The sequence below is a fragment of the Arthrobacter sp. MDT1-48-3 genome, assembly GCF_054511015.1.
Genome location: NZ_JBTNDL010000011.1, coordinates 51,241 through 78,195, shown reverse-complemented (window position 1 = coordinate 78,195; position 26,955 = coordinate 51,241). Strand labels below are relative to the sequence as shown.

30 protein-coding genes and 1 tRNA gene are annotated in these 26,955 nt (G+C 68.2%); 21 read left to right on the top strand and 10 right to left on the bottom strand.

What is annotated here, in order from left to right; all coding sequences use genetic code 11:
* Window positions 1-159: 159 nt before the first annotated feature.
* The 7 genes from ACX80L_RS16635 (at window position 160) to ACX80L_RS16605 (ending at window position 5,347) form a co-directional block, all read left to right on the top strand.
* A complete protein-coding gene (locus tag ACX80L_RS16635) occupies window positions 160-744 on the top strand; it encodes a recombinase family protein (protein ID WP_459291127.1) in 585 nt (194 codons plus the stop codon).
* Window positions 741-1,427, top strand: a complete 687-nt coding sequence (locus ACX80L_RS16630) for a M48 family metalloprotease (RefSeq protein WP_459291125.1) — start codon at window positions 741-743, stop codon at window positions 1,425-1,427. Before ACX80L_RS16635 ends, ACX80L_RS16630 begins: the two co-directional genes overlap by 4 nt.
* The gene (locus ACX80L_RS16625; RefSeq protein WP_459291123.1) at window positions 1,424-1,723 is read left to right on the top strand and encodes a hypothetical protein; all 300 of its coding nucleotides are present in this window, start codon (window positions 1,424-1,426) and stop codon (window positions 1,721-1,723) included. Before ACX80L_RS16630 ends, ACX80L_RS16625 begins: the two co-directional genes overlap by 4 nt.
* Before the next feature lie 23 nt (window positions 1,724-1,746).
* The gene (locus ACX80L_RS16620; protein ID WP_459291121.1) at window positions 1,747-2,232 is read left to right on the top strand and encodes a hypothetical protein; all 486 of its coding nucleotides are present in this window, start codon (window positions 1,747-1,749) and stop codon (window positions 2,230-2,232) included.
* 120 nt (window positions 2,233-2,352) lie between these two features.
* Complete coding sequence (locus tag ACX80L_RS16615) at window positions 2,353-3,381, top strand: oxygenase MpaB family protein (protein WP_459291119.1); 1,029 nt, start codon at window positions 2,353-2,355, stop codon at window positions 3,379-3,381.
* A 198-nt stretch (window positions 3,382-3,579) separates the two neighbouring features.
* Entirely contained in the window at window positions 3,580-4,011 is a 432-nt protein-coding gene (locus ACX80L_RS16610; protein WP_244186340.1) for a LexA family protein, read from the top strand.
* Between the two features lie 61 nt (window positions 4,012-4,072).
* Window positions 4,073-5,347 carry a Y-family DNA polymerase gene (locus ACX80L_RS16605; protein ID WP_459291154.1) on the top strand — a complete coding sequence of 425 codons (1,275 nt, stop codon included), beginning with the start codon at window positions 4,073-4,075 and terminating at the stop codon, window positions 5,345-5,347.
* Between the two features lie 93 nt (window positions 5,348-5,440).
* On the opposite strand, the gene ACX80L_RS16600 is transcribed toward ACX80L_RS16605, so the two are convergent.
* Window positions 5,441-7,561 (bottom strand): acyl-CoA dehydrogenase family protein, encoded by a 2,121-nt coding sequence (locus ACX80L_RS16600; RefSeq protein ID WP_459291117.1) that lies wholly within the window; start codon window positions 7,559-7,561, stop codon window positions 5,441-5,443.
* The gene (locus ACX80L_RS16595) at window positions 7,558-8,319 is read right to left on the bottom strand and encodes a TetR/AcrR family transcriptional regulator (protein ID WP_459291115.1); all 762 of its coding nucleotides are present in this window, start codon (window positions 8,317-8,319) and stop codon (window positions 7,558-7,560) included. The genes ACX80L_RS16600 and ACX80L_RS16595 overlap by 4 nt, the downstream gene beginning before the upstream one ends.
* 63 nt (window positions 8,320-8,382) lie before the next feature.
* On the opposite strand from ACX80L_RS16595, the gene ACX80L_RS16590 reads away from it, so the two are divergent.
* The 6 genes from ACX80L_RS16590 to ACX80L_RS16565 all read left to right on the top strand — a co-directional run bounded on the left by ACX80L_RS16590 (window position 8,383) and on the right by ACX80L_RS16565 (window position 15,185).
* Window positions 8,383-9,699, top strand: coding sequence for an acetyl-CoA C-acetyltransferase (locus tag ACX80L_RS16590; protein ID WP_459291113.1), 1,317 nt, complete (start codon window positions 8,383-8,385; stop codon window positions 9,697-9,699).
* Complete coding sequence (locus tag ACX80L_RS16585) at window positions 9,699-11,075, top strand: 3-oxoacyl-ACP reductase (protein WP_459291111.1); 1,377 nt, start codon at window positions 9,699-9,701, stop codon at window positions 11,073-11,075. The genes ACX80L_RS16590 and ACX80L_RS16585 overlap by 1 nt, the downstream gene beginning before the upstream one ends.
* A complete protein-coding gene (locus ACX80L_RS16580) occupies window positions 11,072-11,977 on the top strand; it encodes a MaoC/PaaZ C-terminal domain-containing protein (RefSeq protein WP_459291109.1) in 906 nt (301 codons plus the stop codon). The genes ACX80L_RS16585 and ACX80L_RS16580 overlap by 4 nt, the downstream gene beginning before the upstream one ends.
* 153 nt (window positions 11,978-12,130) lie before the next feature.
* Window positions 12,131-13,093 carry a trypsin-like serine peptidase gene (locus ACX80L_RS16575; RefSeq protein WP_459291107.1) on the top strand — a complete coding sequence of 321 codons (963 nt, stop codon included), beginning with the start codon at window positions 12,131-12,133 and terminating at the stop codon, window positions 13,091-13,093.
* A gap of 101 nt (window positions 13,094-13,194) precedes the next feature.
* Window positions 13,195-14,439 (top strand): kynureninase, encoded by a 1,245-nt coding sequence (locus ACX80L_RS16570; protein ID WP_459291105.1) that lies wholly within the window; start codon window positions 13,195-13,197, stop codon window positions 14,437-14,439.
* Between the two features lie 8 nt (window positions 14,440-14,447).
* The gene (locus ACX80L_RS16565) at window positions 14,448-15,185 is read left to right on the top strand and encodes a M50 family metallopeptidase (RefSeq protein WP_459291103.1); all 738 of its coding nucleotides are present in this window, start codon (window positions 14,448-14,450) and stop codon (window positions 15,183-15,185) included.
* A gap of 10 nt (window positions 15,186-15,195) precedes the next feature.
* Here ACX80L_RS16565 and ACX80L_RS16560 read toward each other — a convergent pair whose 3' ends face one another.
* Window positions 15,196-15,471, bottom strand: a complete 276-nt coding sequence (locus tag ACX80L_RS16560) for a hypothetical protein (RefSeq protein WP_133083081.1) — start codon at window positions 15,469-15,471, stop codon at window positions 15,196-15,198.
* 219 nt (window positions 15,472-15,690) lie between these two features.
* Here ACX80L_RS16560 and ACX80L_RS16555 point away from each other — a divergent pair.
* Window positions 15,691-15,774: transfer RNA gene (locus ACX80L_RS16555), tRNA-Leu, on the top strand.
* 168 nt (window positions 15,775-15,942) lie between these two features.
* Here ACX80L_RS16555 and ACX80L_RS16550 read toward each other — a convergent pair.
* The gene (locus tag ACX80L_RS16550) at window positions 15,943-16,437 is read right to left on the bottom strand and encodes a hypothetical protein (protein WP_459291101.1); all 495 of its coding nucleotides are present in this window, start codon (window positions 16,435-16,437) and stop codon (window positions 15,943-15,945) included.
* A gap of 291 nt (window positions 16,438-16,728) precedes the next feature.
* Here ACX80L_RS16550 and ACX80L_RS16545 point away from each other — a divergent pair, with 291 nt between their 5' ends.
* Together ACX80L_RS16545 and ACX80L_RS16540 are read left to right on the top strand one after the other, a co-directional pair.
* Window positions 16,729-17,352: a maleylpyruvate isomerase family mycothiol-dependent enzyme gene (locus ACX80L_RS16545; RefSeq protein ID WP_459291099.1), complete on the top strand. Its 624-nt coding sequence runs from the start codon at window positions 16,729-16,731 to the stop codon at window positions 17,350-17,352.
* The gene (locus ACX80L_RS16540) at window positions 17,349-17,471 is read left to right on the top strand and encodes a hypothetical protein (RefSeq protein ID WP_459291097.1); all 123 of its coding nucleotides are present in this window, start codon (window positions 17,349-17,351) and stop codon (window positions 17,469-17,471) included. Before ACX80L_RS16545 ends, ACX80L_RS16540 begins: the two co-directional genes overlap by 4 nt.
* Before the next feature lie 66 nt (window positions 17,472-17,537).
* On the opposite strand, the gene ACX80L_RS16535 is transcribed toward ACX80L_RS16540, so the two are convergent.
* The 4 genes from ACX80L_RS16535 to ACX80L_RS16520 all read right to left on the bottom strand — a co-directional run bounded on the left by ACX80L_RS16535 (window position 17,538) and on the right by ACX80L_RS16520 (window position 21,653).
* Window positions 17,538-17,735 carry a hypothetical protein gene (locus tag ACX80L_RS16535; protein ID WP_459291095.1) on the bottom strand — a complete coding sequence of 66 codons (198 nt, stop codon included), beginning with the start codon at window positions 17,733-17,735 and terminating at the stop codon, window positions 17,538-17,540.
* Between the two features lie 142 nt (window positions 17,736-17,877).
* Window positions 17,878-18,987, bottom strand: coding sequence for a spore photoproduct lyase family protein (locus ACX80L_RS16530; RefSeq protein WP_459291093.1), 1,110 nt, complete (start codon window positions 18,985-18,987; stop codon window positions 17,878-17,880).
* 60 nt (window positions 18,988-19,047) lie between these two features.
* A complete protein-coding gene (locus ACX80L_RS16525; RefSeq protein WP_459291091.1) occupies window positions 19,048-19,944 on the bottom strand; it encodes a LysR family transcriptional regulator in 897 nt (298 codons plus the stop codon).
* An 80-nt stretch (window positions 19,945-20,024) separates the two neighbouring features.
* On the bottom strand, window positions 20,025-21,653 hold the full coding sequence (locus ACX80L_RS16520) for an SLC13 family permease (protein ID WP_459291089.1): 1,629 nt from the start codon (window positions 21,651-21,653) through the stop codon (window positions 20,025-20,027).
* Between the two features lie 244 nt (window positions 21,654-21,897).
* On the opposite strand from ACX80L_RS16520, the gene ACX80L_RS16515 reads away from it, so the two are divergent.
* A complete protein-coding gene (locus ACX80L_RS16515) occupies window positions 21,898-22,995 on the top strand; it encodes a tartrate dehydrogenase (RefSeq protein ID WP_459291087.1) in 1,098 nt (365 codons plus the stop codon).
* A 52-nt stretch (window positions 22,996-23,047) separates the two neighbouring features.
* Here the strand turns inward: ACX80L_RS16515 and ACX80L_RS16510 are convergent, their stop codons facing one another.
* Both ACX80L_RS16510 and ACX80L_RS16505 read right to left on the bottom strand, forming a co-directional pair.
* Window positions 23,048-23,788 (bottom strand): ANTAR domain-containing protein, encoded by a 741-nt coding sequence (locus tag ACX80L_RS16510; RefSeq protein ID WP_459291085.1) that lies wholly within the window; start codon window positions 23,786-23,788, stop codon window positions 23,048-23,050.
* 196 nt (window positions 23,789-23,984) lie between these two features.
* Window positions 23,985-24,230 carry a hypothetical protein gene (locus ACX80L_RS16505; RefSeq protein ID WP_459291083.1) on the bottom strand — a complete coding sequence of 82 codons (246 nt, stop codon included), beginning with the start codon at window positions 24,228-24,230 and terminating at the stop codon, window positions 23,985-23,987.
* A 1-nt stretch (window position 24,231) separates the two neighbouring features.
* Here ACX80L_RS16505 and ACX80L_RS16500 point away from each other — a divergent pair, with 1 nt between their 5' ends.
* The 4 genes from ACX80L_RS16500 to ACX80L_RS16485 all read left to right on the top strand — a co-directional run bounded on the left by ACX80L_RS16500 (window position 24,232) and on the right by ACX80L_RS16485 (window position 26,943).
* Complete coding sequence (locus tag ACX80L_RS16500; RefSeq protein ID WP_459291081.1) at window positions 24,232-24,603, top strand: ANTAR domain-containing protein; 372 nt, start codon at window positions 24,232-24,234, stop codon at window positions 24,601-24,603.
* A 170-nt stretch (window positions 24,604-24,773) separates the two neighbouring features.
* Entirely contained in the window at window positions 24,774-25,001 is a 228-nt protein-coding gene (locus ACX80L_RS16495) for a hypothetical protein (RefSeq protein ID WP_208740406.1), read from the top strand.
* Window positions 25,002-25,072: 71 nt separating this feature from the next.
* Window positions 25,073-25,510 carry a VOC family protein gene (locus tag ACX80L_RS16490; RefSeq protein WP_459291079.1) on the top strand — a complete coding sequence of 146 codons (438 nt, stop codon included), beginning with the start codon at window positions 25,073-25,075 and terminating at the stop codon, window positions 25,508-25,510.
* A gap of 131 nt (window positions 25,511-25,641) precedes the next feature.
* Window positions 25,642-26,943, top strand: coding sequence for a M20/M25/M40 family metallo-hydrolase (locus tag ACX80L_RS16485; RefSeq protein ID WP_459291077.1), 1,302 nt, complete (start codon window positions 25,642-25,644; stop codon window positions 26,941-26,943).
* The last annotated feature ends 12 nt before the right edge of the window (window positions 26,944-26,955 follow it).

Here is a 26,955-nt window from a genome sequence, read left to right as displayed (position 1 = left end):
TAGCAAGACGCTAGGGCCGAAAAACACCCTCTAAGTGCCAAGCCCCAACCGCCACTTAGCACTACAAAAATCACGCCACCGATCGCTGCGATTCACAGATTAGTGTGGCTTTAGGGTCCTTTTCTAGTTTTCGCAACGCTTCTGTGCGAAGGTCTAGACATGGCGCAACAAGAAGGGCAGCGGATCGGGTATGCACGTGTGTCGAGTGTTGACCAGAATCTTGCCCGTCAGCTGACCAGTCTCGGCAGCGTCGATCGGCTGTTCGAGGAGAAGCAATCCGGCGCGCAACGATCCGGCCGTATCGCTCTCGCGGAGATGATTGGGTACGCCCGCCATGGTGACACCGTCGCTGTGTCATCCATGGACAGGCTGGCGCGGTCGGTCGTCGACCTCAACCAGATAGTGGGGGAGCTGACTGGTAAGGGTGTAACCGTGGAGTTCATCGCCGAACGGGTTACGTTCACTCCTGGTGGCGCGGATCCTTTCGCAGAGTTCCAGCTGAATATCATGGCGTCCTTCGCGCAGCTCGAGCGAGCGATCACCAGGGAACGGCAGGCCGATGGCATCAGGGCAGCGAAGGAACGCGGTGCCTACCAGGGCCGGTCCCGCAAGCTCACGGACGACCAACTGCTCGAGGCCCGGAACTTGATCGAGGCGCGTGTGTCGAAGGCCGAAGTCGCCCGGCGCCTGAACATCGACCGCACTACCCTGTACCGGGCGCTGGGTCGGACGGCCTCCGCATGACAACGCCACACGACCAACCAGCCGGCGACGCCCTTCTACAGGAGGCCTGTGCCATCGTCGGGCGAGTCGCGGCACAGGCAGGTCTTCCAACACCGGCGGTCGCTCTTGCCTTATCGGTAGGTAAGCCGGGCGCACCCCGCGCGAACGCCGAGTACAAGGCAATCCTCGGGGTACCAACAATCACGGTCGCCACGTCGGCAATGCAAGAACTACCCCCCGACCCCCTTGGGTTCCTGTTGACACACGAGCTGGGCCACTTAGCAGACGAGGCATGGTGGAAGCGGAAAACCCGTCAGTTCCTCGCAGGAATGGCCTTTGCAGCACTCCTAGCAATCGGGGGAGTGGTAGTGGGTCCGATCGGGGAAAACTCCGGCGCCGGATACGCCCCTGGTTTGGCCATGTTCGCTGTCAGTCTCATCGTCGCAGGCGCACTGAGCCTCACCTACCTAGCGAACAGCCGCACGCATGAGTTGCGAGCTGACTTGTTCGCTGCGCGCCAGCACGGGGACCTGTCGAGTGCTCGGGCTCTGTTCGCAGCATGGGACCGAGAAGCACCAGAACGTGAGTGGGGCCGGGGTCTGCTGCTCCCGATCCGAACCCATCCGTACCGTGGCACGAGGCTCACAGCCATCGAAGCTGAACTGAATCGGCAAGACCCGCCGGCGACCAGGAGAACAGGATGATCAGGCTCATCCGCTGGTTGCTCACCTCGAGCATTCGGTACAGCTACCGGTTCGTCCGTGCCACCCTTCGGCTGCCGCTGCTGCTGCTGCCCATCCCGCCGCGGGTGTGCAATCAGGTCGCAGGCGCCTTGGCGATTGCATTCTGGTTCTTCCTTCTGCTCGTCCCGGTCGCCGTCTCCGATAGTCCCTGGTGGGCCGAGTGGCTGGTCATCGGCGCGGCCGCTCTGGTCATCGTCGGTGTGGTGCGGATGGAGGGCCGCCGGCCGATCCTCCGTCGACCTGCGCGGGTCCGATGACGTCCTGGCAGAGGTAGTCGGTGATGAGGCAGCGCAGGGGAGAGGCTGACCGGTTCTGGGAGAAAGTCGTCAAGGGCCCGCGGCCGCAGGACTGCTGGATCTGGACCGGTGCGGTGGCCGACGACGGGTACGGGCGGTTCTGGGTCACGAGAGACGGGGAGCAACGCGCCCTGCGGCCGCAGCGCTACGCCTACGAACACCTCACCGGAGAGACCCTGCACCCCGGCATCGCGCTCATGCACGTCTGCGACGTGCCGCTGTGCGTTCACGCGACCACCGGGACGGAAACTCACCTGCTGCCCGGCACCCAGGCGCTGAACATGCTCGACCGGTCCCAGAAGGGCCGGCACGCGAATGCCTCGACCTTCCGGTGGCGCGGTGTCGGCCGCGCCCAGTTCCGGGCCCAGTCGCTCACACTGCGCACAGCCCTCCTCGAGCACGGATGGGACGAGCCGATCATCCGACCCTTGCTCACGGGCATCGACCCCGAAGCGCCAACGCTCTTCTGACCACGGGAGGGTCCTTTCGGCCATCTCCTCGTCAGGCCGTGTCAGAGCCGTGTTCTACGCTTCGTAGTGGAGTCCTGACCGGGGTGTCCGTCGTACCCGACCTACCGTCGTTGGAGACTCATGCCCGATCGCTCGATACCGCGCCCCGCCGATTTGGCCCACCGCGTCCGCCGTGCGTTCCGTGCCCGGGTCTCCGGTGACCCCACCGGGGCACCGGACTGGGTGCGCGACATCGCCCTGGTTGGAGAAGGCCCAGGCTTGTTCGAACCCGACGGCGTCGTCTGGCAGGTCCACGGTGACCTGGCCACCCTCGTCGGCGGCGTCGCGGCCCTCCTCGGCCAGGGCGCACACCCGCTGGCGATGGCCGGGGTGGCGCGGCACTCCTCCTACCGCAGCGACCCCTGGGCCCGCCTCGCCGGGACAGCACGCTGGCTCACCATCACCACCTTCGGCTCCGCAGAACTCGCCGAGCGGGAGGCGGCGCGGGTCCGCGGTATGCACGGGCGGGTCCGCGGCACCACCGACGACGGCCGCGCCTACTCCGCCTCCGACCCCGCCCTGCTGCGCTGGGTGCACCTGGCCTTCACCGACGCCTTCCTCGGGGCCCACGAGGCCGTCGGCCACGACCTGGCCCCGCGGTTCGGCCGCGACTGGGCCGACACCTACGTCGCCGACTGGTCCCGCAGCGCCCGGGCCCTCGGGGCCGAGGACCTCCCGGTCAACCGACGGGAACTCGCCGAGGCCCTGCGCGCGGTGGAGCCCGACCTCGAACCCGTTCCCGCCGAGCTCCTTACTTTCCTCTCCGCCCCGGACGGGTTGAACCGGGCCGAGCGGATCTTCTACAAGGGCCTGGCCGTCGCCGGGGCGCTGGTGCTCTCCCCGTCCGTGGCCCCCCTCGCCGGGGTGCCCGGCCGCGGTGACCGCTCGCCTGCGGACCGCCTCCGCTTGCAGCGCACCCGCATACAGTTGCGGGCCTTCCAGCTGGCCCTCGGGCCGCACAGCCCCTCCGAGGACGCGGCGCGCTACCGGATCGGCCTCGCCGGCCCGCCGGACTGGCTCGACCGAACCTCGGCCATACCCGGACCGCCTTCAGCAGGGCTTCCGCACCGGCGTCCTAGCGGCGGCGCAGTCAATATCGGGACGCCGTAGCGGAAGACGCGCACTCGGGTGCGGAGCCGCAGGTTACCGGCCGGCACCTTCACGTCCGTGTCGGCGGCGCAGTCTACGATCGGTACCTTGGGCCGTTGCGGCCATCGGGAGGGAAGGATGCGCGAGGTCATGGACGAGTTCGGTGCATCCGGTAGGGCCCTCGGCCGGCCGGCTCCAGCCGCTGCCCGCGCGGAGTTGATGCCATCGGGCTTCGCGTCCCCGGCCCAGGACTGGTTCGAGGACCGGATCGACCTGAACCGGCACCTCATCAAGGACATCACCAGCACCTACATCGTGCGTGTGTCCGGGCACGCCATGGACGGCGCGGGAATCTCCGATGGTGACGAACTGATCGTCGACCGGGCCCTGCACCCCAGGGACGGGTCCGTGGTCGTCGCCGTCCTCGACGGCGAACTCATCGTCCGTCGGCTCCGCATCACCCACTCGGACACCAGCACCGACCCCGAGACCAGTCCCACCACCAAGTCCAACAGCACGGATCCTGGTGACGGTACGGCTGCCGGCGTCGCGCTGGTCGCGGCGAGTTCCGCCTACCCACCCATCCCCGTGCCGGACCCCGATGGCCTGGTCATCTGGGGTGTGGCCACCCGGTGCCTCCACCGTGTCTGATCCTGAACCTTCCCCGCTTGGTCGGGGTCCGGTCGCCGGTCCGGTCACCTCCGGTGTCGCCCTGGTCGACGTCAACAATTTCTACGTCTCCTCCGAGCGGGCCTTCGACCCGTCGCTGGAAGGGCGCCCCCTGGTGGTCCTGTCGAACAACGACGGCTGCGTGATCACCCGCAGCGCCGAGGCGAAGGTACTCGGGATCCCGATGGGCGCTCCCTGGTTCCAGATCGCCGGACAGGCGAAGAACTGGGGGTTGCAGGTCCGCTCGAGCAATTACGAGCTGTACGGGGATATGAGTGCCCGCGTCATGGAAGTCCTCGGCCGCCACACCACCGACCTCGAGATCTACAGCATCGACGAAGCGTTCCTCACCCTCCATGGCACCCACAGGGCACAGCAGGCTACGGGCAGGACCATCAAGGCGACCGTCCGGCGCAACACCGGGCTTCCCGTGTGCGTGGGCATAGCCCCGACGAAGACCCTTGCGAAACTCGCCAATCGGTGGGCCAAGGGCAATCCCCACTTCGACGGGGTCTGCCACTGGGACCTCGTCCCGCAGGATCAGCGGCGCGCCCTGCTGCGCAGGTTGAAAGTCACCGACGTCTGGGGCGTCGGCACCAGGAACGCCGCACGCCTGAACGCCATCGGCATCGACACCGCCTGGGACCTTGCCGCCGCGGACCCGGTACTGATCCGGAAACGGTTCTCCGTGGTCCTCATGCGCACCGTCCTCGAACTGCAGGGCACGCCCTGCATCACCTCCAGCGAGTCCACCGGCAACGAACAGGTTCTCTTCTCCCGCTCCTTCGCCAATCCCGTCACCACCCTGGGCGCGATGCAGCAGGCGTTGAGCGTCTACGCCCAGGGCGCCGCGTCACGCCTTACCCGAAAGAACCTCCAGGGGAGGGTGCTCACCGCGTTCGCCGGAACCTCACCGTTCAGTACCGGCACCAGAAGCGCGCCGAGTATCTGCATTCCGCTCCCGGCCCATACCGCGAACCCCCTGGAACTCACCCGTGCCGCGCACCGGCTCCTGCCGCTCATCGACGAAGGAGTGTCCTACATCCGGGCCGGAGTCATCATCACCGACCTCCAACCCGCCGGGACACAGGACACCCTCCTGACGCTCGACCAGGATGCCGGGGCCGGCGCCGGTCCGACCCTGGGGAAGGACACGGGCCCACTCCTGCACCAGATCGGCCAGAAATTCGGGCGCTCGGCGATCGGCCTCGGCCACGCGGGCCTGAAAGCAGGCTCGGACTGGACCATGAAACGCGACATGCTCTCACCCCACTACACCACCAAGTGGGCGGACCTGCCCGTCGTCAAAGCGCAGTAGGACCATCCAGGACCCTGAGCATCCCGCTCCGGGCCGGACGGGCAGGGCCAGTCAGGAGTGGATGCCCTCGCGGGAGGCCGCGAGGGCCCGTCACTAGCCCTTGGTAGGGGACTTCGCCGCCTTCTGCGCCTTCTTCTGCCTGGCTTCACGGGCGAGGAGTGTCTTCTCGTCGATCGGCGCGTCACCGCTGGCGCGGCGGCGGCGCGTGTACTCGGCGGCCTCGTCCTGGCGCTGCTGCTCCGCTCCGCTCGCGATGGCCGAGCGCAGGTGTTCGGGCCCGTACCCGAACGACTCCACCAGGTCGAGGGCGTGCGGCCGGATCCTGGTCAGCAACCGGTTGATGTACCGGTCCAGTGTCCGCGCGCGCTGGGAGGACAGGCGGCCGTTCATGAGGAACCACGCGAGGTCCTTCTCGATGAGGCACAGACCGAACAGGTCCCGGAGCCGGGTGAGGACCTCGCGTGTTCCCGGGTCCTCGATCTTCTTGAGGCCTCGGGTGAACGCTTCCCACTGGAGCAGCTCGGCGTGTGCGTGGGCCACCTCGATGAGCTCGTTCTGGTGCTCGTTGAAGAGGGCGGCGGACTTCTCCTGCGACATCCCCTTCGCACCGCGCAGCACGGCGGCGACGTCCGCCACACGTGACTGCACCCGGTCCGACAGCAACTCGCGCTGCGTGTCCTCGTCCCGCAGCGCCTTGGCGGACTTCTTGCCGGAGCCGGAGTCCGCCACCGTCTGCGCGACACGGCGGAGACCGGAGCGGTGCAGGGTCTTGCCCGCCGCCTGCGACACGGCGTAGCGGGCCAGGACGCCGAAGTCGACACCCTTGAACTCCTTGGCGTAGTCCGTCAGGAGGCGCTTCGCGACGAGCTGCAGCAGCACGGTGTTGTCGCCCTCGAAGGTGACGTAGACGTCGAGGTCGGCGCGCAGCGATGCGAAGCGGTTCTCGATCAGGAAGCCCTGGCCGCCCGTCGCCTCGCGGCACTCCTGCAGGGTGTCGAGGGCCAGCCAGGTGCTGAGCGGCTTGAGGGCCGCGGCGAGTGTCTCGAGGTCCTGCCGGTCCTCGTCGGTGTCGTTCCTGCCGGAGAAGACGTCGTCGAACTTCTCGAGGAGTTCCTCGTGGGCGAACGACGCCGCGTAGGTCGCCGCGAGGCGCGGCAGGAGCCGGCGCTGGTGCCGCTGGTAGTCCATCAGCACCTCCTCCCTGAGATCGGCGGACGCGTTGAACTGCCGGCGCTGCGTCGAGTAGGTGATGGCGGCGGTCAGCGCGAGCTTGCTGGCGGCGACGGCGGCGCCGTCGAGCGAGACGCGTCCCTGGACGAGGGTGCCGAGCATCGTGAAGAAGCGGCGGCCGGGGGACGCGATGGGTGAGGTGTAGCTGCCGTCGTCGGCGACGTCGCCGTAGCGGTTCAGCAGGTTGGTCCGCGGTACCCGGACACCGGTGAAGTGCAGGCGGCCGTTGTCGATGCCGTTGAGTCCGCCCTTGATGCCGTCATCCTCCCCGCCGATCCCGGGCCGGAAGGTGCCGTCGGCGTCGCGCAGGTCCACGTAGAACCCGTGCACGCCGTGGTTCACGCCGTTGGTGATGAGCTGCGCGAAGACGACGGCGGCGCGCCCGTCGATGGCTCCGTTGCCGATGTAGTCCTTCCAGGCCGCGCGGAAGGGGGTGTCGATGACGAACTCGTCCGTGGCCGGGTCGAAGGTCGCGGTGGTGGCGATGCTCGCCACGTCGCTGCCGTGGCCTGTCTCGGTCATCGCGAAGCAGCCCGGGATGTCCATGTTCATGATCCCCGGCAGCCACGCCTCGTGGTGCCTCTCCGTGCCGAGGTGCATCACCGCCGAGCCGAACAGGCCCCACTGCACGCCGGCCTTGATCTGGAGCGAGGGATCGCCGACCACGAGCTCCTCGAAGCCCGCGACGTTGCCGCCGTGGTCGTCGTCCCCGCCGAAGGCCTCGGGGAAGGCCCGGTGCACGGCCTTCTGCTCCACGAGGTAGTGGAGCTGGTCGAGGCAGCGCCGCCGGTGGTCGTGGTGGGTCAGCCCCTCCACCTTGTGCACCTCCGGTCGTCCGGCGAGCTCCCGTGCGATCCGCCGTACGTGCGCCCACTTGCCGAGGAGCAGCTCCCCGAGTTCGGCCGTGTCGATCGTGGCCTGCTCGTCGTCTCGGATGTCGGCCGTCGCAGGAAGCTGCTGCGGCCGGGAGATGGTCTGGGTCATGGCGTGTCCTTCGCTGGTCGGCGGGTATGGGGGGAGCGTGGGGTCGACGGCGGAACGAGCGCTTCGTAGCGGCTGATGCCGTCGAAGAGCCAGCCCGTGATGTGGTGGGCCATCTGCTCCTCGGTCGGCTTGTGGGGTCCGTCGGGGGTCGAGAGCCAGTGCTCACCGGCGGCGCGGACCATGCCGATCGCGGCCGTCGGCCAGTAGCCCGGTGCGGCGTCGTCGGGCCCGGCCGGACGGTCGGGGGAGAGAAGGTAGGCGCGCATGGGCCGCGAGATCATCTCGGTGATCGCGGCGAGGAAGTGCGCGAGCGTGTCCTGCGCGCCGTCGTCGGCGGCCGTGGATTCGGCGATCCCCACCCGCGTGACGAAGGCGTACACGTTGAGGGAGGTCCGGGCCATCTGCAGGTACGCGAGCACCATCGAGTGTAGGCCCTCGCGGGGCGTCGATGCCGCCTTGGCGGCATCGAGAACCTTCTGCTGCATCTGGCCGATGACCACCTCCGCCATGGCACGCTGCAGTCCTGTCTTGTCACCGAAGTAGCGGTAGTAGACGGACTTGGAGGTGTCCGCTGCAGCGGCGATGTCCTCCATCGACGCGCCCGGGCCGAGCGCGTCGATCGCGCGCCTGGCGGTCTTGATGAGCTGGCGCCGCCTCTCGGCGCGATGCTCCTCCCAGCGGCTGGACCGCCCGTCGGATGGCGGGCGCGCCTCGGGCACCTCGTCGGAGGCACTGGGGAGCACGGCGGCAGACTTCATGATACCCAGCGTATCAGGTACGCTTGGTATCGGTAATCCACCTCTCGTATCAGGAGCACTCCCATGGCAGATCAGGCCGGGTCGCAGAACGCTGCCCGTACACCCCGCACGGCAGTCGTCATCGGCGGCAACCGCATCCCCTTCGCCCGCTCCGGCGGGGCCTATGCCTACTCCTCCAACAAGGATATGCTCATCGCCGCCCTGGACGGCCTCGTCGCGCGCTTCGGGCTCCAGGGCGAGCGCATCGGCGAGGTGGCGGCCGGCGCAGTCCTCAAGCACTCCCGTGACTTCAACCTGACCCGCGAGGCCGTCCTCGGGTCCGCACTGTCGCCCGAGACCCCTGCGTACGACCTGCAGCAGGCCTGTGCGACAGGCCTCGAGACGGTGGTGGGCCTGTCCAACAAGATCAGGCTCGGCCAGATCGAGTCCGGCATCGCGGGCGGAGTCGACTCCGCCTCGGATGCTCCCATCGTCGTGAGCGAAGGTCTCCGCCGCGTACTCCTGGACCTGTCGCGCGCCAGGACTCCCCAGCAGAAGATTAAGGCGCTCGGCAGGCTGCGACCGAAGGACCTCTCGCCCAACGCCCCCACCACGGGTGAGCCGCGCACCGGCCTGTCCATGGGCGAGCACCAGGCACTCACGACCGCAGCCTGGAACATCTCGCGCGAAGCACAGGACGAGCTCGCCTACCGCAGCCACCAGAACCTCGCGGCCGCCTACGAGCGCGGCTTCTTCGCCGACCTCATGACGCCGTACCGCGGCCTGACCAGGGACGCCAACCTCCGCGCGGACACCTCCCTGGAGAAGCTCGCGACGCTCAAGCCCGTGTTCGGCACGTCCCTCGACACGCCGGCGACGATGACCGCGGGCAACTCGACGCCGCTGACCGACGGCGCCGCACTCGTCCTGCTCGGCAGCGAGGAGTACGCCACCGCCAACAACCTGCCGATGCTCGCGACCATCGTCGACGCCGAAGCGGCGGCCGTCGACTTCGTGCACGGCGACGAAGGCCTGCTCATGGGGGGAGTCCACGCCGTACCCCGCCTCCTGCAGCGCAACGGTCTCACCTTCGACGACTTCGACTTCTTCGAGATCCACGAGGCCTTCGCCGGGACGGTCCTCAGCGCGCTGGCCGCCTGGGAGGACGAGGACTACTGCAAGCGGGTCCTCGGGCTCGACGGTGCGCTCGGCAGCATCGACCCCTCGAAGCTCAACGTCAACGGATCCTCACTCGCGGCCGGTCATCCCTTCGCCGCGACCGGCGGCCGCATCGTCGCGACACTCGCCAAGACCCTCTCCGAGAAGGGCGGGCGGGGGCTCATCTCCATCTGCGCCGCCGGTGGCCAGGGCGTCGTCGCGATCCTCGAGGCGAGGAACTGATGGCCGACACGTACCTGGAGCTGGTCAACACCCCTCTGCCCGGAAGGTTCGCCAGGGCGCTCGGCCTGCCACGGCCCTCGGTCCTGCGCCGCTACACCCCCGGTGAGGTCCTGGCAGCACAGCCCGTCCTCGTCGCCGGGGCGGGTGCCGGCGCGGACGCGCTCGCCGACGTGCTGCTCGGGTGGGACATCGAGGTCCGCCGGCACGTGCTGCCCGGGGAGAAGCTCAGCGCCGCCATCGTCGTCCTCGACCGTGCCTCGTCGCCCACGGACCTCACGGGCCCGCTGCTCGAGCTCGGGCAGGCCGTGAAGCTGCTGGTGCCCGGCGGACGCGTCGTCGCCCTCTTCCGTTCCGCAGCGGACACCACCGATCCGGCGGAGGCAGCCGCACGTCAGGGAGTGGACGGGGCCATCAGGTCCGTGGCACACGAGCTCCGGGGCGGGGCCACCGGCAACGGCATCGTCCTGCGCGGCACCGCGACGACGACGGATCCGACCACGCTGGGCGCCCTCCGGTTCCTCCTGTCCGGCAAGAGCGCCTACGTGGACGGGCAGTTCCTCGAGGTGACCGCCGTGTCCGATGACGGCGTCGTCGATCTCGCTGCGACCACGGGCGCCGAGGGGGAGGGGATCCCCGATCAGCCCCTCGCAGGCCGGACCGCCGTGGTCACCGGTGCGGCGCGTGGCATCGGTGCGAAGATCGCCGAGGTCCTGGCACGGGACGGCGCCCGCGTGATCGCCGTCGACGTGCCGGCCGCCGGCGAGCAGCTGGCGGCCGTGGCGAACCGGGTCGGCGGGACGGCCCTGCAGCTCGACATCACGGCGCCGGACGCTGCAGCCCGTATCCTCGAGCACGTCGGAGGTCGCTACGGCGTCCTGGACGTCGTGGTGCACAACGCCGGCATCACCCGCGACAAGCTGCTGGCCAACATGGATGCCGCACGGTGGGACTCCGTCATCGCCGTGAACATCGCCTCCCAGCTGCGCATGAACGAGCAGTTCCTCGCCTCGCCGGTCTTCTCGGAGAGCGGGCGCATCATCAGCCTCGCCTCGACGAGCGGTATCGCGGGCAACCGCGGGCAAACCAACTACGCGGCGTCCAAGGCCGGCGTGATCGGCATGGTCCGCGCCCAGGCAGCGGCGTTCGACGGCGGTGCACGGACGATCAACGCCGTGGCCCCCGGCTTCATCGAGACGGACATGACGGCGAAGATCCCATCGCTCACACGGCAGGTCGCCCGACGCCTCAGCAGCCTGCAGCAGGGCGGCCTGCCGGTGGACGTCGCCGAGGCGATCGCCTTCCTGGCGTCGGACGCCGCAGCCGGCATCAACGGCCAGGTCGTCCGGGTCTGCGGGCAGAACCTGGTCGGCGCATGAACGGCGCGCCGTCCGGCGGGACCGTCCTGGCCGGACTGCCGAGCCTTCCCGGGCTCTACCGGCAGGCGGTCGCGCTCGCCGTGCGGCGGACGATCGGGCACGCCCCGGTGGCCTCGGCCCTGCCGTCCGCACGGCACCGCGTACAGGGCGTGCGCATCGACCTCGCGGAGCTCACGCGCTTCGAGCAGGAGCTGGGGTCGGCCGCGCGGGACAAGCTCCCATCGGCCTACCTCCACACCGTCGCCTTCCCGGTGGCCATGAGCGTGCTGGCGCGATTCGACTTCCCGCTCCCGTTGCTGGGAATGGTGCATCTGAGCAACGAGGTGCACCAGGACCGTCAGGTCGTGGCCTCCGAGGTGCTCGACATCGTGGCCTACAGCGAGAACCTCCGGCCCCACGCTGCGGGGACCCAGGTGGACGTCGTGACCGAGGTGGATGTGGCGGGCCGACGCGTCTGGACCGGCCGGTCCGTCTACCTGGCCCGGGGGGTCCGGCTCGACGCGTCGGGGCCCCGGACGTCCGACGCGGAGCGGCCGCCGTTCACCGCGCCCCGCCCGACGGCCCTCTGGACACTCGACGCCGGTACCGGCCGCCGCTATGCAGCGGTGTCAGGGGACTGGAATCCCATCCACCTCAGCGGACCCACGGCAAGGGTGCTCGGCATGAGGACGGCCATCGCACACGGTATGTACCTTGCAGCGCGCATGGTCGACCAGGCGGTCGCGGCCCCGACCGGCGCCATGGACTGGCGCATCGATTTCGCTGCTCCCGTGCCGCTGCCTGCGGTGGTCGCCGCCTCCTTCACGCGCACGCGGTACGACGGCTGGGAGCGTGTCGACGTCGTCGGCTGGTCGGCCGAGCGCCGGAAGCCCCACTTCACGGGGTGGGTGCGCGCGGAATAGTTCCACGGCGTGGCGGCCCTGTCCAGGGACCAGGAGATTTCCAGGGGGGAATTCCCCCCAACTGCGTTTCTGCACTGGGCACGGCCGCCACCGCCGGGCAGACTCCATGCACCAGCCGACGAAGGCTGGCCCCCGTATGGAAAGAGGAGTTTCGTGAACTCTAGAGGTCTCAAAGCCGGCATGATCGCCGCTTCCGCCCTGATGGCATCGGCACTGATGGCGGCAGGTCCGGTCCAGGCGGCACCCTCGGCGGGAACCGTCGTCGCCGGCACCACCGTGTCCCACGCGCAGAACGAGAGCCAGGCCGCCCTCGACGCCTACTGGACGTCCGACCGGATGAAGAGCGCCAAGCCGGCCAACACCATCAACTCCGGCTGGGCCGCCGAAGGACGCTCGATCCTGCCGAAGTCCGGGCAGGAGTCGGTCGCCAAGGCCCCGAAGGAGCCCGTGGTCGAGCAGCGCGCCACCGCGCAGGCGCCGGTCTCCCGGATCGGCAAGGTGTTCTTCACCATGAACGGCCAGAACTACGTGTGCTCGGGCAACTCCGTCCAGAGCGGCAACCAGAGCACCGTCGCGACGGCGGGCCACTGTACCCACGACCTCGCCTCCGGGTGGGCCACGAACTTCGTCTTCGTGCCCGCCTACAGCAACGGTGCGGCCCCCTACGGCAAGTGGACGGCACGCTCGCTGCACGCGGCGAGCGAATGGGTCTCCCGCAACGACATCAACTACGACGGCGCCTTCGCCGTCGTGAACACCCTGAACGGCAGGACCCTGTCGGCGGCCGTCGGAGCGTCGAGCATCGGCTTCAACATGGCCCGCAACCTCACCTACAGCGCCTACGGCTACCCGGCCGCCTCGCCCTTCAACGGCGAGCGCCTCTTCAGTTGCTACGGCACGGCCTCCGCCGACCGGATCGGCGGCACCCAGTCCCAGGGCATCCCCTGCGACATGACCGGAGGCTCCTCGGGCGGCCCCTGGTTCGTGGGCTCGGGTGCCTCCGGCACGCAGAACTCGGTCAACAGCTTCGGCTACAGCACGCAGAAGAACGTGATGTACGGACCGTACTTCGGCAGTTCCATCCAGTCGGCCTACACGGCTGCGTCCACCCGCTAGTCCTCAGGTCAGCAGTGCACGGGCGGTTCCCCCCGACGGGGAACCGCCCGTGCGCCACGGTGCGGGCCGGCCGCCGCGCCCTTCCGTCCTAGACTGGGCGCATGATGGGCCCTACTCTCCTCGACCGCGCGGCCGGGCTCGACGCCGCAGACCCCCTCGCGCAGCACCGCAAGCTCTTCCTCGGTACCGACGACGATGCGGTGCGCTCCTACCTCGACGGTAACTCGCTGGGCCGTCCCCTCGCGTCGGTGGTCGGCAGCCTGACGTCGTTCGTGGAGGGTCAGTGGGGCGGGCGCCTCATCCGCGGCTGGGACGAGGGCTGGCTCACCCTGCCCGAGCAGATCGGCGACCAGCTGGGGCGGGTGGCCCTCGGCGCCGACGCTGGCCAGTGCATCATCGCGGACTCGACGAGCGTGCTGCTGTACAAGCTCGCACGGGCGGCGGTGGCCGCCCGGCCGGAGCGGACCGAGATCGTGATCGACCGGGACAACTTCCCGACCGACCGTTTCCTCGTCGAGGGCATCGCCCGGGAGCGCGGGCTCACGCTCCGCTGGATCGAGGTGGCCTACGACGGCGGCGCGACGCCGGCCGACGTGGCCGCCGTCGTAGGGCCCGAGACGGCCCTCGTCCTCCTCAGCCACGTCGCCTACCGGTCCGGCTACATCGCCGACGTCCCCGCCATCACCCGGATCGCACACGACGCCGGAGCCCTCGTGCTGTGGGACCTCAGCCATTCCGTCGGATCCGTCCCGGCCGAGCTGGACGCCTGGGACGTGGACTTCGCCGCGGGGTGCAGCTACAAGTACCTGAACGGCGGACCCGGAGCCCCCGCCTGGGCGTACGTGGCGGAACGGCACCTCGACACCCTCGACCAGCCGATCCTCGGGTGGCTCGGCAGCGCTGATCCCTTCGCCATGGGTTCGGCGTACCAGCCCGCGCCCGGCATCCGCCGACTGGTCTCGGGCACCCCGCCCATCGTCGGGATGCTGGCGATGCGGGACATGATCGATCTCATCGAGGAGGCCGGCATGGACGCGGTGCGCCGCAAGTCCGAACTCCTCACCGCCTTCGCCGTCGAGGCCGTCGACGCGGTGCTTGCACCGTACGGGGTGGTCCTCGCCTCGCCACGGGTCGCCGAGGAACGGGGCGGCCACGTCACCATCGATCATCCGGCCTTTCCGGCGATGGTGCCGGAGCTGTGGCAGCAGGGGATTATCCCCGACTACCGGAACCCCGACGGCATCCGGCTGGGCCTCTCACCCCTCTCGACGTCGTTCCACGAGGTGGCCCTCGCCATCGACGCCATCGCCGAGGGCCTGGCGGGACACCGGGCCGCAGGCCGATAGTGGAGGGCGTGTTCCTCCAGCTGTGGGAGCGCATCACCGACGGTTTCACCCGGGCGTCCCCGCCGGAGGTGGGCATGCCCGGGCTCGTCGCCATCGTGCTGGTGGCAGCGGTGCTCTCGGTGCCCCGCCGCTCGTGGCGGTTCTTCGGCCTCTTCGTCACGGTGGTCCACGAACTCGGGCACGCGGCCGCGGTGCTCCTGACCCTGCAGCGGGTCACGGGGATCACCCTGCGCCTCGATCACTCGGGAACGACCACCAGCATGGGCCGGCGCGGCTGGCGTGCCGCCTTCACGACGTTCTGGGGCTATCCGGTGCCCGCCGTGGTCGGTGCTGTGCTCGTACGGTGCGCGGCGTACGGCTGGGCGTCAGCGGCGCTCTCCGTCGGGGCCCTCGTGATGATCGCGGCGCTCCTGCTCATCAGGAACCTCCAGGGCGTCCTCATCCTGGGCGGCAGTGCGGCCGTGTCGCTGGTGCTCGTCTGGTTCGGGGGAGCGGCCTCGGCGGGCCACACCTGCCTCGTCCTCGGCCTTGCCCTGCTGGTGGGCTCCTGCCGCGACTGGGTCAAGGTCGTGCGCGTGCATGTACGACGACGGGACCTCGCGTCGTCGGACGCCTACCTCCTCCAGGGGAGTACCCGTCTCCCCTCCCCGCTGTGGCTAGGTCTGTTCGCGCTCGCCATCGGGATGGCGCTGCTGTCGTCGGTCGGACCGCTGGCGCGGGTCGCGGAGCTTGCCGCCCTCGGGTGAGTGCCGGTTCTCAGGTGCTGCTGCGGCGGTTGTGGCCTGAACTGTAGGGCGCGCCGCGTTGGCGGCACAGGTCGTCGAACAGTTCGTTGACGGCCTGCGAGATGCAGTCGCGTTCGTGCTCGGGCAGGTCGATCAAGCCGTGCAGATAGGCGTTCACCTCGTACTCGTCCACGCCGCCACCCATGCTGAAGTAGTGGATCCAGAGCTCGCCGGGGGAGATGTTGGCTCGCACCATGGCGTCGTACGTCAGGGCGTACTGCTCCTGGCCGGTATTCGTCTCGTCCACGTCGTCATCCCCTGCACTCGGGCTCGGCCCGTCGAGCGGACCGGTGTCGAGGACAGCTTACGCACGTCCTCCCCGGTCGGACCGGGGTGCCAGGAAGGTTGCCGACGCCTCCGTGCGGCGTGTAGGGCCGGGGAGCGTGCCCCGATGCAACGACTTCCCAGAACCCGTGGTAGAGTTTCTCTCGTTGCTTTCGCCGGTTTATACGGCGAAAAACCACCCGCGCGGGTGGCGGAATGGCAGACGCGCTAGCTTGAGGTGCTAGTCCTCTTATTGAGGGTGGGGGTTCAAGTCCCCCTCCGCGCACAAAGAAAACCCCGGTTCGCCGGGGTTTTTTTGTGCCCTCGACCACGCGGAGTGCCCTCTCGACCAGCCTTCGGCCACCGCGGCGAGCTAAGGCCCCTTGTGGGTACTCGGGGAGCGGATGCAGAAGCCCCGGAGGATGACCCCCGGGGCTTCGGTGTGCATCCTGGATCAGGCAGCTGCCGGCGCGGGGATGTCCGTGGGGGTCGGAGCGGGGTTCTGCTCGGCTTCCTCGGCGAGCTCGGCTGCGCGCTTCTCGGCTGATGCGGCCTTCTTCTCGGCCACCTTCGACTCGACGGCCAGCTTGTTCGCCGCCGCACGCTCCTTGCCGGCGAGGGACTTCGCGTCCGCGGCGGCCTTCTTCTGAGCGGCGGTCGACTTGGCCACCAGCTTCTTGGCGTCGGCGGCCGCCTTCTTCTCTGCAGCCACGGCCCTGGCCTCGGCGGACCTGGCGGCGGCTGCTGCCTTGTTGGCCGCGGCACGCTCCTTGCCGGCGAGGGACGTGGCAGCGGCGGCTTCCTGCTTCACGGTGGACTTCGCCTGGGCGACGACGACCTTGGCGGTCGAGGTGGCGGTGGGAGCGGCAGCAGTGGCTGCTCCTGCACCGAAGGATCCGATGATGGCTGCTGCCAGGACGCCTTCTGCGATCTTCTTGCTGATGCTCATGTGGTGCTCCGTATCCGGTGGTGCTGGTGGGGTCCTGGCGATTCAGGCGCTCCTTCAAGGCTAGGAACCGAAACCGAACTGCGCGGACAGGAACGGCAAAGGTTGGCACAGGGTTTACGCAGGCCCGTGCAGAACGGCGCACCCTCGCTGGGGACGACCTCGAGGCGACGAGTCCGGAGTCCTGCCCTGCTGGTCGGGTTCGTTATCGGGATGTCCGCCGGATGTCGATGATTCCGAGGGTTCGGTTGCGTCCAGTAAGGGATCATGAGCCGTACAGGATGAAGGATGGACATGACCAGCGACTGGCAGACAGTGCATCGGGAACGGCGGGCCCTGGCCGAGGACCTCGCATCACTCAGCACTCAGGAATGGGCGACGGCATCACTCTGTGAGGGCTGGGACGTCCACGACGTCGTCGCACATCTCACGGGTTCAGCAAGGACGACCCGGCGTCGCTTCTGGTTGTCGCTCATCCGGGCGGGATTCAGCTTCGACCGGGCGAATGCCCGGGAAGTAGCAGCCGAACGGGCTCCTACCCCTGCCGAGACCCTCCTGCGATTCGAATCCACGATCACCAGCACCACGGCCCCTCCCGGGCCCCTGATCACCCGGCTCATCGAGATCGTCGTGCACGGCGAGGACATCAGACGCCCGCTCGGCCTACGACGCCCAGCCACCCCGTTGGAGCTGCGGGGCACCCTGGCGTATGTCGCGCAGGACCGCCTGTCCGGTGGGAAGAAGCGGTTGAACGGCCTGAGACTTGCCGCTACCGACGAAGGGTTCACCGTCGGCTCCGGTCACACGGTGCAGGGACCAGCGCTGTCGCTCCTGCTCGCGGCGTCCGGACGGACGGCCGCCCTACAGGACCTTCGAGGACCCGGCCTCGCGCTCCTGCAGGGCCGCCTGGGCGCATGAGCACCGGGGCGACGGTGAACCGTCCTCGGACGATCCACCGGTACAGCGCCCAGAACAGGCCCGTGGCAACGACGGAGGCGATCACCGTGCGGCGCGTGGGGGCGAGCAACTCCTCCTGACATGCAGGACGAGGAGATCGACGACGCACCGGCCGCGGTCCCTGTACGCCTCCTGCCCGGCGAACCTCAGGCCGCTTCCGTGTCAGGGAACTCCCGACGGATCGGCAGGTGCACCACGGAAGCCGACCGGCGCTTCCGCAGTGCTGTCTGGATGGGCAGAGGGGGCATGAGCAGACCCCGCCGGACCAGTTCGAGGGTCTGCCGGCACTGCGGAACGGGGACGGTCGAGGTGGCGTCGTGGTACTCGCCGGGGTGAACGATCATGGCTTGCTTGTCTTCCTGGGAATGAGTGCATCCAGGAGTGATTCGTTGCCGGCGACCCCTGGGCGGGGTTCTTCACAGAGCAGATGCATCCGGTGACGCAGTCACCCGGGCGCTGGTGGGGCAGCAGGGACACCCGGTCGGATCAGGTCCAGTAGAGGAGCCGGGCAGCCGGGAGACGCCGGTCCAGCTCCTCCGTGAACCACTCGCGCATCTCCTTCATGGTCTGCTTCGGGTACACGTACTTCACCCCGCCGAACTTCGAGCGCTTCTGGCTCCGCAGGTCCTCGTCCATCTCGAGCTTGGTCCTGGGATACCAGCCCAGCAGCACCTCCTTGCTCGCGGGGGTGAAGCGGTGCGTGATGATCTCTGCCGTGAGATCGAGATCCTCGATACCGGCGACTGCCGCAGCGACGTCGTCCAACAGAGCGCCGTACTGCTCCCGCCAACCGGGGACGGGCATGACCGGGGCGATCGTCAGACCCACGCGGTAGCCGGCCGTCGCAACAGCACGGAGCGCGGCGAGCCGCGCCAGCATGCGCGCGGTCCCACCCTCGAAACGATCGGCGACCTCCGCGGCATTGACCGAGAAGCGGATCCGGGTCCTGCCCGAGTGGTCGAGGCCGACGAGCTCGCCGACGTCGTCGAACTTCGTGGTGAACCGCAACTGCACATCGCTCCCGAAGTCTCCTGCCCCGACCCGGGTTATCGCTGCGGCGAGCGAGCCGGTCACGCTCTCGATCCCGAGCGGATCGGTGTAGCAGGACAGCTCGAACGTCGTACCCTCGTCGCCGCGCTCGAGGGTGCCACGGGTGACCGATCCCCGACCGGCGGACGTGCGTATGCCGTCCAGCACGTCGTCGACGTTCGCGTACACGCGGGTCACCGGCGGCCCCTGCAACGATCCGGCCAGGTAACAGTACTGGCAGTGAGCGGGGCAGCCCCTGGCCAGGTCGATCCGCCAGTCGGCGCTCGGCGGGATCGGCTGCGGCTTGAGCGCGCTGGGAGGGGCGACGACGACCGCGAGGGTGTTCTTGGCGGACGCGTAGGTCTCGCGCTCGGTGGCGCCGCGGAGGCCCGTCAGCGCATTCCCGGACAGGACCCGGATGTCATCGACCCCTGCACGCTCGCATCGCCTGATGATCTCGGCGGTGTGCGGCAGATCAGCTGCGGCCCGGGTGATCATCACGTGCTTGGGGACCCACAGCCGGGTCGGAGAGATAGTGGTCAGGTCCAGTTCCCGGGGCGTCGTCATCACTGTGTACAACAAGCTGGACGGCGGGTATGTTCCACCGGACAGCGCACACGGGCGGCGTCACGGGTGGGTGGATGTGCCGTGTTCCCTGGCGACGTCGAGGAAGGACAGCGCCGCCGGTGTGAGGTCCTTCGTACGGCTGAGGAGTGCTACGTCCAGCCTCGATACGGGTTCGATTCGCAATGTGCGCAACCCGGACCGGTTCGCGGTCGCCGTCCAGGACGACGGCATGACCGCGTGGCCCACGCCTGCCAGGACCATCGGGAGGATGGAGGTGCGGTGCGCCACTTCGACCACGATCTCCACCTCGACCCCCTGGGCGAGGGCGTCGTCCACCAGCCACCGCATCAGTGAGCCACGCTGGCTGGCGATGAGACGGTGGCCGCTGAGCGCTTCCCGGTGGACGACGTCGCCGGCACCGAAGGTGTCCGCCTGAGGATTGACGAGCAGGATCAGGGCCTGCTGCTCGAGTTCGAGCACCGTGATCCCGGGGACCCGGATGGGTCCGTGGGACCCGGCCAGGCCGAGCTCCGAGTGTCCGCTGCGCACGGCTTCGATGACCTCCTCGGGCGTGAACGCCGCTTCGACGTTCAGCCGCATGGAGGGGTTGAGTTCGACGAAACTCGCGATCATGGAGGTGAGGGGTTCGATCCCGGGGGACGGCATGGTCATGATGTCGAGAGTTCCACTCCGCAGACCTCGAAGGGCGTCGACCGCTGAGCGGGCCGCATCGAGGTCCCGCATCACCTGTCGTGCGGGTCCCACGAGTTCCTTGCCCGCTTCACTGAGTACGGCCCGTCGTCCGATGCGGTGGAAGAGCGGGACACCCAGGTCCCGCTCGAGGCTCGCGATGGTCTGGGAGAGCGAGGGTTGTGCGATCAGCAGTTCGTCGGCTGCCCGGTTGAAGCCGTTGCAGTCGACGACGGCAAGAAAGTACCTCAACTTCCTCGTATCCATCGACGCTCCTCGGTGCAGACAGCCGGTCGGTCCACAGACTACGCCCTGCGTGATCCGTGGACCGATCGGCTGCTGGTGTCCTAGGAGCCGATGCCCGTGACGCCGACCATGATCGGGACGATGCTGATGATGAGGATCGCGCCGATGACGTCGAAGGCGAAACCGGTCCTCACCATGCGGGTGATGGGAACTGCGCCGGTGCCGTACACGATGGCGTTCTGCGGGGTCGACACCGGCAGCATGAAGCCGAAGGATGCCGCGAAGGTCGCTGCCAGGGCGGGGACGAAGGGGTCCACTCCCAAGGCCACGCACAGGGGGATGACGATCGGTACGACGACGGCCGCGGAGGCGGTGTTGCTGGTCGTCTCCGAGATGAGGATCGCCAGGATCGCGGAGAACGCGGTGATCGCCACGATGTTGGTGATGCCGAGGTTGTTCGATGCCGCGGTCCCGATGGTCTCGGCGAGTCCCGTGTCGGCGAGCAGGGCGCCGAAGATGATGCCGGTACCGAACAGGAGGATGGTGCCCCAGTCGATCTTCGACGCGTCGGACCAGGTCATGGTCGCCTTGCGCTGCTTCCAGTCCGTCGGGAGGATGAACAGGAGGGAGGCACCGAGCACTGCGACGATGCCCTCGTCGAGCCGGTTGTCGAAAAGGGTGTAGAGATCGGAATCAGGGCCGGCGACGAGGCTGGCAACCGCGGGCAGGAGCCACAGGGTGACGGTCAGGCCGAAGGCGAACAGGGTGTTCTTCTCCGCACGCGACATCCTGCCCTGCTCGGCCTTCTGCTCGCGGATGAATTCCTCGACGCCTTCGATCCTGCGGATCTCCGGCTTGTTGAGCAGGAACATGATCAGGGCGAGGACGACGAACATCGCTGCGCAGATCGGGGCGACCGTCGCTGTCCACTGGACGAAGCCGATCTTGACGCCGGTGGCTTCCTCGATGAGCCCGCGGCCGATGAGGTTCGGGGGAGAGCCGACCGGTGTGAGGAGACCGCCGACGCTGGCCCCGTAGGCCAGCATCAGCATCAGGGCTGCACCGACGCGGAGCCGGAGAGGGTCGAAATCGGCCTTGACGACCCCGCGGTCCTGCATGAGCTTCGCGATGACGGCCAGGATCCCGAGGGCGGTCGGCATGAGCATGGCCACCGTGGCGGTATTGGAGACGAACGCCGACAACAGGCACGTGATCAGGCCGAAGGCGATGATGATCCGGTAGGTCGACTTCGCGACCCCTGGGATGGACAGGACGGCAAAGGCCAGGCGTTGGGCGATGCCGTGCTTGAGCATCGCCGCGGCCAGGATGAAAGCGCCGATGAAGGTGAAGATGGTCGTCGAGCCGAAGGGTGCCAGCACATCGCTCGCCGGAGCGATTCCGAGAAGGACGACGGCAGCCACGCCGATCAGGCCGCCGACGGGGATGGGCACCGGTTCGCAGATCCAGAGGATGATCACGCCCAGCAGCACCGCGGCGAGCAACTGCTGGGAACGGTCCATCCCGGTGGGTAGGAGTGCGAAGATCAGCGCGACGGCGGGAGCCAGGAAGAACCCCAGCGTCTGCCGCGTACGTTCGAATTTCTCCTCCCGCGGCGAGAGTTTCTGCTCGCTGAGGCTCCGGAAGGACTTGCCACCCAGCAGGGCTGTGCGGACGTCGGTCCGGGGACCGGTGGTCGTCAGATCGGTCGGGTCTGCTCGATTGCTGGACATCGTCGTCCTCTCGTCGGAAGGGATGCACTCACTGTGCCCGCGTCAGGTGATTCCGTCCAAGACCGTCTTCCTACTACCCGGATAGGTAAAACCGATCAACGGATCAGATCGACGTGTCCCTCGCTCCCATAGGCAACACCTATCAGCAGTATTCGAAGAAGCTCTTGGACGCCGGGAGTTCCCGAACGCTCTACTGGAGGAGGTAGGGCAGCCGAATCTGCCACCACTCGACGAGGAGGACGGCATGAGCGCCACCCGGACATTCAGAATCGCATCGATCCCCGCGGACGGCGTCGGCAAGGAGGTCGTCTCCGCCGGTCGCAGGGTCCTCGATGCGCTCGCCTCGCACGCCGGCGGTACGTTCGCCTTCGAGTGGACCGAGTTCCCGTGGGGATGCGAGTACTACGCCGAAACGGGGAAGATGATGGCCGAAGACGGCCTGGAGACCCTGAAGGACTTCGACGCCATCTATTTCGGAGCCGTGGGCTGGGAGAACGTGCCGGACCACATCAGCCTCTGGGGTCTGCGCCTGAACATCACCCAGAACTTCGACCAGTGGGCGAACATCCGCCCGGTGAGGTTCCTGCCCGGCGTCCAGTCCCCGCTGCGCAAGGCCGATGACACCGAGCTCGACTGGGTGGTCGTGCGGGAGAACAGCGAGGGCGAGTACGCCGGCATCGGCGGACGCAACCTCAGCGGACGCGGACCGGGGAACGAGGTAGCCCTCCAGACCGCGCTCTTCACCGAGAAGGGCTGCGAGCGCATCATGCGCTTCGCTTTCGACCTGGCCCGCACCCGCACCGTGAAGAAGGTCTCCAGCGTCACCAAGTCCAATGCCCAGCAGTACGGCATGGTGCTGTGGGACGAGGTGTTCGACCGCGTCGCCCTGGATTACCCGGACGTCACGACCGAAAGCGTCCTGGTGGATGCGATGAGCGCGAAATTCGTCCTCAAGCCGGAGGACCTGTCCGTCGTCGTGGCCTCGAACCTGAATGCGGACATCCTCTCGGATCTGGGATCAGCGCTCGCAGGCAGCCTCGGCCTGGCGGCGAGCGCCAACCTGAACCCGGAGCGCCGGTTCCCGTCGATGTTCGAGCCGGTACACGGCACCGCCCCGGACATCGCGGGCAAGGGCATCAGCAACCCCATCGGTGCCATTGCCAGTGCAGCCCTGATGCTCGACCACTTCGGACTGCACGATGAGGCACGACAGCTCGAATCAGCCATCGAGCGGACCACCGCCGCCGGGCACCTGACCCGCGACATCGGCGGAGAAGCCACCACCGACGACGTCACCGACGCCATCATCGAAGCCCTGGCGCCGTCACCTGCGGTTCTCTAGTCAGGACGTACCGTAGGGGCGCCGGATTGTCGGCACGGATCGTGGTGGGGGTTCAGGTCTCGAAGTGTGTGGCGGGAGTCTGTTGTCCGAGGGATTCCACGACGGCGGCTGCGACATCGCGGAGTTTCATGTTCCGGCCGCTGGAAGCGGCCCGGAGAATGGTCATCGCGTTGTCGTGGCCGCACCGGTTCTGGGCCATGATGATGCCCGCGGCGACGTCGATCGTGGTCCGCGAATTCATCGCCTGGGTGAGGTCGTGGTTCGTTGCCGTGAGGTGGGCGATGTGCACCGCCATGCGCAGCAGCTGGGACGCTTCCGCGGCGAGTCCCTCAGCGGCCACGATGACCTCGTCGTCGAAGACGTCCGGGGCCGTGGCGTAGAGGTCGAGCCCTGCTGCGGCATGGCCCTCCAGGGTGATCGGTATGCCCAGGGCGGAGCGGATGCCGTGCTCGAGGACGGTGGGGGCGTAGTCCCCGAAGCGGTCCTCGGTGGTGAAGTCCTGGACCGTGTAGGTCTGCCCGTCGCGTGCGGCCCGCAGGCACGGGCCGTCGTCGAAGGACAGCTGCACCTCGTCCACTTCCCTGGCGTGGTCGCTGCTGCTGGCGATGACCCCCTTGGTCCTGGGGCGCAGCAGGGTCACGCTGCAGAGGACCTCCCGGGTGTCCGAGGAGAAGGTCTGCGCCACGAATTCGGAGAGTCGGGTCAGAAGCTTCTCGAGGTCGGTGCTGTCGAGGACCAAGTCCTGAAGCCGTGCGGGCTCCCTCCTCTCATCGTCAGCACTCTTCCCGACCATGCTCGCTCCTCTGTCCACCGGATCAGGCCGCACCCCGGCCGTCCGCGCCCGCGGACGACGTCGTATGGCATTCACGGTATCGGGAACTCCCCGCGCTGTGTGCAGAAGCTGCCCCGAGCACATGGTGGGCATGCCCTCCCCTGTCGGTCATGATCACGCAACCGTTGAGGGACCGGAGACGCTGTGTGCACACTGATCACCAGAAGGGCCGCCGGGCTTCGAGCGCGCCGGCCATGGGGACAACGGTCTCCTTCGCCCACGGGTGGCCGCGGAGTAGCTGGAGGCACGCATGGATCCCGTATCCCCCATCAGTGGACTCGGTGTCCTCGTCGGACGCACGAAGGGTCTCCTCCTGGCGGAACAGGCCGCGCAGCACGCCGTGGATGACCTCGCAGAAGCCGTCCGGACCGGCAGCCGATGCCGGTATCCGGTCGTGCGCCACCGTGCCCCTCGTCCGGGGCAAGGAATCGATCGGAGCACTGAAGACCTATTCGGGCATACCGAACGCCTTCACGACCGCTGATGCTCGGGTGCTGTCCCATCTCGCCACCTCAGCAGCGGCCCTGCTCGGCCATATCCGAGCCGGTGACACTCCGCAGGGCATCGATACCGACGTGACCAGGGCACTCAGCACGAGGGGCACCATCGATCTCGCCCGGGGCATCATGATGGAGCGTCACGACATGGATCCGGATGAAACCCTCGAGCACATGCTCATGCTGGTCACGGACACCGGCATCACCATGGCCGAACTGGCGACCACCGTCGTCGCCCGTCGCGATCTCGACCCCTCCCGATTCATCGGTGGGACCTGATGCACGGCGACCAGCACGACGATCGTGAACGAAAGCCGGGCGATCCCCCTGGTCATCACCTTGGTCATCGCCCTGGGAAGGCGAGCTCGAACAGCACCGCACGCAGTGCCGGCAGCAGCAGGAGTGCGGAACAACGACTTCTGACCAGCAAGGCCATCCATGAAGCGGGGGTGAGCATCTCGGAGGTGTGGTTACGCTATTTCTCCTTCTCCGGCATGGTCGAGGAGTACGAAGTCCACGCATATCTCCAGGCGCTGATCGACCTGCCCCGCTTACAACGGGACCTCATAGCGCAGGCCGTCAACGAACTGATCGACGAACTGCCCGCCCCCCGACGAGCCCCTTCGGACGCCGACCTCGACCACGTGCCGGACTCCGATCCCGATCCGACCGGGTAGCCCGCGTTGCCGGTGGCCCTCCCACGCCCAGGGGCCTCGCCGGGGCCACCCGACTTGGTAGCGTGTCCCGCATGCCCATCAGACTCGAGAACGTAGGCATCGCGGTCCGCGACCTCGAAGCGGCGATCGCCTTCTTCACCGACCTCGGGCTCACAGTCCTCGGCCGCGACACGGTCAGTGGGGAGTGGGCCGACACCGCCGTCGGCCTCGACGGTAATCACGCCAGGATCGCCATGCTGCAGACTCCGGAAGGGGATGGTCGCCTCGAGCTCTTCGAGTACATCCACCCGGACGCGATCGAGACGGAGCCGACCCGTCCCAACGAGATCGGCATGCACCGGATCGCCTTCTCGGTGGACGACATCGACGAGGCCCTCGACATCGCCGCACGGCACGGCTGCTACCTCCTGCGTGGCGTGGCGAGATACGGGGACGCCTACAAACTCACCTACGTCCGCGGTCCGAGCGGCATCGTCGTCATGCTGGCCGAGGAACTGAAGAGGAACTGACCGCACCCCGTGCAGGACGTGACCCCGGCGGAGAAGGCCGGATGTCCGATGCCGACGGAACGGGAAGGCGTGGCCGGTCGGGCGGTCACTCTCGGTAGGCTGGAGCAGTAACCGCTACCCAGGAGGACCACGTGGGCATTACACCCGAAGATGAAGTTGTCAGGATCTGCCAGGAACTGATCCGTTTCGATACCTCGAACTTCGGGGACAACGTCGGCCCCGGGGAGAGGAAGGCCGCCGAGTACACGGCAGGGCTCATCGAGGAGGTGGGCCTGTCCACGCAGATCTTCGAATCCGCGCCCGGTCGCGCATCCGTCGTCGCCCGCATGGAGGGCTCGGATCCGTCGCTGCCCGCGCTGGTGGTGCACGGTCACCTGGACGTCGTGCCGGCACAGAAGGAGGACTGGACCGTCGACCCCTTCGGCGGCGAGGAGAAGGACGGCCTGATCTGGGGGCGCGGCGCCGTGGACATGAAGGACATGGACGCCATGATCCTCTCCGTCCTGCGGTCAATGCAGCGTGACGGCATCAAGCCGCAGCGCGACCTCATCTTCGGCTTCTTCGCGGACGAGGAAGCGGGAGGCGCCTACGGTGCATCCTGGCTGGTCGACAACAAGCCGGAGGTCTTCGAGGGGGCCGCCGAAGCCATCTCGGAGGTCGGTGGTTTCTCCGCCACCATCGGCGGGCAGCGCACGTACCTCCTGCAGACGGCCGAGAAGGGCATCTCCTGGCTGCGGCTCGTGGCCCACGGGCGCGCCGGCCACGGCTCGCAGATCAACACCGACAACGCCGTGACCGCGCTCGCGCGCGCCGTCACGCGGATCGGGGAGCACCGCTGGCCCATCGAGCTGACGCCCACCACGCGCCAGTTCCTCGACGGTGTCACCGAGCTGACCGGGGTCGAATTCGATCCCGACAACCCCGACGTGCTCCTGAAGGAACTCGGTACCGTGGCGCGCTTCGTCGGGGCGACCCTGCAGAACACCGCGAACCCCACCGTCCTCAAGAGCGGCTACAAGCACAACGTGATCCCGGGCACCGCCGAGGCCCTCATCGACGTGCGTACCCTGCCCGGCCAGCAGGACCAGGTCCTCGAGATCATCCGGGGCCTCGCCGGCGAAGGGGTCGACGTGACCTACGAGCACAAGGACACCTCGCTCGAGGTCCCGTTCGCGGGCAACCTCGTGGACTCCATGATCGACGCCCTGCACGCCGAGGATCCGGGCGCGAAGGTGCTGCCCTACACGCTCTCGGGAGGCACGGACAACAAGTCGCTCAGCCGCCTCGGCATCACCGGCTACGGCTTCGTCCCGTTGCAGCTGCCCGACGAGCTCGACTTCACCGGCATGTTCCATGGCGTGGACGAGCGCGTGCCGGCAGATTCCCTCCGCTTCGGCGCCAAGGTGCTCGCCCGCCTGCTGACAACCTACTGAGCGGCGGGGGAG